This window comes from Skermanella sp. (assembly GCF_059503625.1).
In genome coordinates, this window is sequence record NZ_JCACHA010000122.1 from 1 (window position 1) to 3,795 (window position 3,795).

The following is a 3,795-nucleotide window of genomic DNA, read 5'->3' on the forward strand; positions in this document are numbered from 1 at the left end:
CGAAGCGGCAGCCGACATAGACGCGCCTGCTTGTCGGCTGCCGCTTCGCTTTAGCACGACCTACGAGCGATACTTACAGAATGCGGGTTATTCGCGTGCCAGCATGCGACCGAGCTTCCGTCCGCCGAAGATGTGGACGTGCAGGTGCGGGACTTCCTGGTGGCCGTTCTCGCCGATATTCGCCAGGATGCGGTAGCCGTCGCCGGCCACTCCGGCGTCGCGGGCGACCTTGCCGACGGCGCGAATGAAGGCGGTGATCTCGGCGTCGGACGCCTTTTCCGAGAAGTCGTCGAACGACACGTACGGCCCCTTGGGGATCACCAGGATATGGGTCGGGCTCAGGGGGTTGATGTCGTGGAAGGCGAGGGTGTGTTCGTCCTCGTAGACCTTCTTGGACGGGATCTCGCCGCGCAGGATCCTGGCAAAGATGTTGTTGGTATCATAGGCCATCAGTTGCCTCCGCTGGTGTGCTTGCGTTGCTCTTTCTCGGCGATCCCGCTGATGCCTTCGCGGGCGGCCAGGATGGCGTAGACCTCGGCCGGCTTGATGCCGGCGTCGGCCCACAGCACCATCAGGTGATACAGCAGGTCGGCGGACTCTTCGGACAGCTTCCGCTTGTCGCCGCGCATCGCCTCGATCACGGCTTCCACCGCCTCTTCGCCCAGCTTCTGGGCGATCTTGGCGGTGCCGCGCGAGAACAGCTTGGCGGTATAGGACGTCGCCGGGTCCTGCCCGCGCCGGGAATCCACCGTCTCGTAGAGACGGTCGAGAACAGTCGAATCAGCCGTATCGTCCCCGCTCATGCCGCCACCGTGTCGCGGACCTGGATACCGGCCTTGGCCATGTGGGCCTTGGCTTCGCCGATCGAGAAGATGCCGAAATGGAAGATCGAGGCGGCGAGCACCGCCGTCGCGTGGCCGTCCCGGATGCCTGCCACCAGATGGTCGAGCGTACCGACGCCACCGGATGCGATCACCGGCACGCGTACGGCATCGGCCACCGCGCGGGTCAGGTCGATATCGAAGCCGGATTTGGTGCCGTCGCGGTCCATCGAGGTCAGCAGGATCTCCCCTGCCCCGTATTCCGCCATCCGCCGCGCCCATTCGACCACGTCGAGGCCGGTGCGGTTGCGGCCGCCATGGGTGAAGACTTCCCACTTGCCGGGACCGACCGACTTGGCGTCCACCGCGACCACGACGCACTGGGAGCCGAACTTTTCGGCGGCCTCGCGGACGAAGTTTGGACGGGCAACGGCGGCGGTGTTGATCGACACCTTGTCTGCCCCGGCCAGCAGCAGCTTCCGGATATCCTCGACCACGCGGACGCCGCCGCCGACGGTCAGCGGCATGAAGACCTGCTCCGCCGTGCGGCGGACCACGTCGTACAGCGTGTCGCGGGCTTCGACGCTGGCGGTAATGTCGAGGAAGGTCAGCTCGTCCGCACCTTCGCGGTCGTAGAGCCGGGCCTGCTCGACCGGGTCGCCGGCATCGATCAGATCGACGAAGTTCACTCCCTTGACCACCCGGCCGTCCTTGACGTCCAGGCAGGGGATCAGGCGCATCTTGAGCATCTACGCCTCGTCGGGAGCGGCAGCGGGAGAAGTGAGCAGCGCCAGCGCCTCGGCCGGCTCGATCCGGCCGTCGTAGAGGGCACGGCCGCAGATGACGCCTTCGATGCCGGTATGCTCCTGCGCCTTCAATGCTTCCAGGTCGGTCATGCTGGAGACGCCGCCGGATGCGATCACCGGCGTCGTCAGGGCGAAGGCGAGGTCGGCGGTCGCCTCGACGTTGACGCCGCCCATCGCGCCGTCGCGGTTGATGTCGGTGTAGATGATCGCGGACACGCCGGCGTCCTCGAACCGCAGCGCCAGGTCCAGCGCCTTGACAGTCGAGGTCTTGGCCCAGCCCTCGACCGCGACGAAGCCGTCGCGCGCGTCGATGCCGACCGCGACATGGCCGGGGAACAGGCGGCAGGCTTCCCGCACCAGTTCCGGATCGCGAAGCGCCACGGTGCCCAGGATGACCCGGCGGATGCCCCGGTTCAGCCAGTCCTCGATCGACTTCAGCTCGCGGATGCCGCCCCCGAGCTGCACCGGCATGGTGACCGAGGCCAGAACGCTTTCGACCGCCGCTGCATTGACCGGCCGGCCTTCGAAAGCGCCGTTGAGATCGACCAGATGGAGCCACTCGAAGCCTTGGGAGGCGAATTCCTTCGCCTGGGCGCCGGGGTCCGTGTTGAAGACGGTCGCCTGATCCATTTCACCCCTGACGAGGCGGACGCAGGCACCATCCTTGAGATCGATCGCGGGATACAAAATCATGGCTGAGCTTCGGTAAGGGGCTGAACGGCGGCGGAGTGATCGAGGGAGACCTGGTCGGAGGACGTGAGGTCCTTGTAGAAGAAATGGCCGGCAAGGCTCTGGCCGCGCACGATCGCATAGAGCGGATGCGTTCCCCAATGCTGGAAGCCCAGCGCCTTGTAGAGCGCTATCGCGGCGCGCTGGGTTTCCCGGACGTCCAGGTTAAGCACCCGGTAGCCGGTTTCCCGCGCCGCCGTCTCGACCGCCTGGACCAGCTTGCGGGCAAGGCCGTGACCGCGCGCCCAGGGGGCGACGAAGGACGTGGTGAGCTGGGCGGAATGGGCCTGCGCCTCGTTGTTGCGTGGCGGGGCGACGAGCTGGGCGGAACCCGCCACGACGCCGTCCAGCTTCGCCACGAACAGATGCCGCTCCGGCACGATCAGCACACCCTTCCAATAGCGCTCCATCACGTCGCGGGGCGGCGGATCGATCCAGCCGAAGCCGCCGCCGTCGCGGATCGCCAGATCGGCGGCGTCGCACAGGTCGTTGAGGTCGCCGGGACGGAACCGGGTAATGCGCTCGACTGTCGCCGCCGTGGTCATCTCGGTCATCGCTCAGGGCCGCCAGCGGAGAAAATTGGCGATCAGGCGTAAGCCGGCGGCCTGGCTCTTCTCCGGGTGGAACTGAGTGCCGACCAGATTGCCGCGCCCGATCACCGCCGCCACCGGACCGCCGTAATCGACTGCCGCCAGCTCGGTCGTCGGATCGGTGCAGGCGAAGCGGTAGGAGTGGACGAAATAAGCGTGCTCGCCCTGCGGGATGCCGGCCAGCACGGGATGGTCCGGACGCTCGATCCGGAGGTCGTTCCAGCCCATGTGCGGGATCTTGAGGCTGGTGTCGGCGGGGTTGAGCGGAACCACCTCTCCCGCGATCCAGCCGAGGCCTTGCTGGACGCCGTATTCCAGGCCGCGCTCCGCCATCAGCTGCATGCCGACGCAGATGCCCATGAAGGGAGTGCCGTGCTTCAGCACCGCGTCTTCCATGGCCTCGATCAGGCCGGGAACGGCGCGGATGCCGGCCATGCAGTCGGCAAAGGCGCCGACGCCGGGCAGCACGATGCGGTCGGCCCGGCGGACGGCTTCGGCGTCGTCGGTGACGATGATGGCGGCGCTGACGCCGGCTTCAGCCGCGGCACGTTCGAAGGCTTTCGCGGCCGACCTGAGATTGCCGGAGCCGTAATCGACGATTGCTACGGTCATGGACTAAATCGCTTCTGCACCCGAAGGTGCCCGTTGTTCAGAGGGCTCCGGAGGTGCCCGTTGTTCGGAGAGTCTCCGGAGGAGCCCGCAATTAGAGAGAGCCGCCGAGCGTGCCCTTGGTGGAGGGCACCGCATCCGCCTTGCGCGGATCGATTTCCACGGCGGCGCGCAGTGCCCTTGCCAGCGCCTTGAAGCAGCTTTCGACGATGTGGTGGTTGTTCTCGCCATACAGGTTCT

6 protein-coding genes and 1 pseudogene are annotated in these 3,795 nt (G+C 66.7%); all 7 read right to left on the minus strand.

Annotated elements, in window-relative coordinates:
- Positions 1-87: 87 nt before the first annotated feature.
- Positions 88-450 carry a histidine triad nucleotide-binding protein gene (locus AC5JJ6_RS03310; RefSeq protein WP_496040680.1) on the minus strand — a complete coding sequence of 121 codons (363 nt, stop codon included), beginning with the start codon at positions 448-450 and terminating at the stop codon, positions 88-90.
- Positions 450-803 (minus strand): phosphoribosyl-ATP diphosphatase, encoded by a 354-nt coding sequence (locus tag AC5JJ6_RS03315; protein ID WP_044428319.1) that lies wholly within the window; start codon positions 801-803, stop codon positions 450-452. Before AC5JJ6_RS03315 ends, AC5JJ6_RS03310 begins: the two co-directional genes overlap by 1 nt.
- Positions 800-1,570 carry an imidazole glycerol phosphate synthase subunit HisF gene (gene hisF / locus AC5JJ6_RS03320; RefSeq protein ID WP_496040681.1) on the minus strand — a complete coding sequence of 257 codons (771 nt, stop codon included), beginning with the start codon at positions 1,568-1,570 and terminating at the stop codon, positions 800-802. Before hisF ends, AC5JJ6_RS03315 begins: the two co-directional genes overlap by 4 nt.
- Positions 1,571-2,320, minus strand: coding sequence for a 1-(5-phosphoribosyl)-5-[(5-phosphoribosylamino)methylideneamino]imidazole-4-carboxamide isomerase (hisA, locus tag AC5JJ6_RS03325; RefSeq protein WP_496040682.1), 750 nt, complete (start codon positions 2,318-2,320; stop codon positions 1,571-1,573). It abuts the gene before it with no gap.
- Complete coding sequence (locus tag AC5JJ6_RS03330) at positions 2,317-2,910, minus strand: GNAT family N-acetyltransferase (RefSeq protein WP_496040683.1); 594 nt, start codon at positions 2,908-2,910, stop codon at positions 2,317-2,319. Before AC5JJ6_RS03330 ends, hisA begins: the two co-directional genes overlap by 4 nt.
- A 3-nt stretch (positions 2,911-2,913) precedes the next feature.
- Positions 2,914-3,558 carry an imidazole glycerol phosphate synthase subunit HisH gene (gene hisH / locus AC5JJ6_RS03335; RefSeq protein ID WP_496040684.1) on the minus strand — a complete coding sequence of 215 codons (645 nt, stop codon included), beginning with the start codon at positions 3,556-3,558 and terminating at the stop codon, positions 2,914-2,916.
- Between the two features lie 91 nt (positions 3,559-3,649).
- Positions 3,650-3,795: pseudogene (locus AC5JJ6_RS03340) on the minus strand (imidazoleglycerol-phosphate dehydratase); the annotation flags it as partial.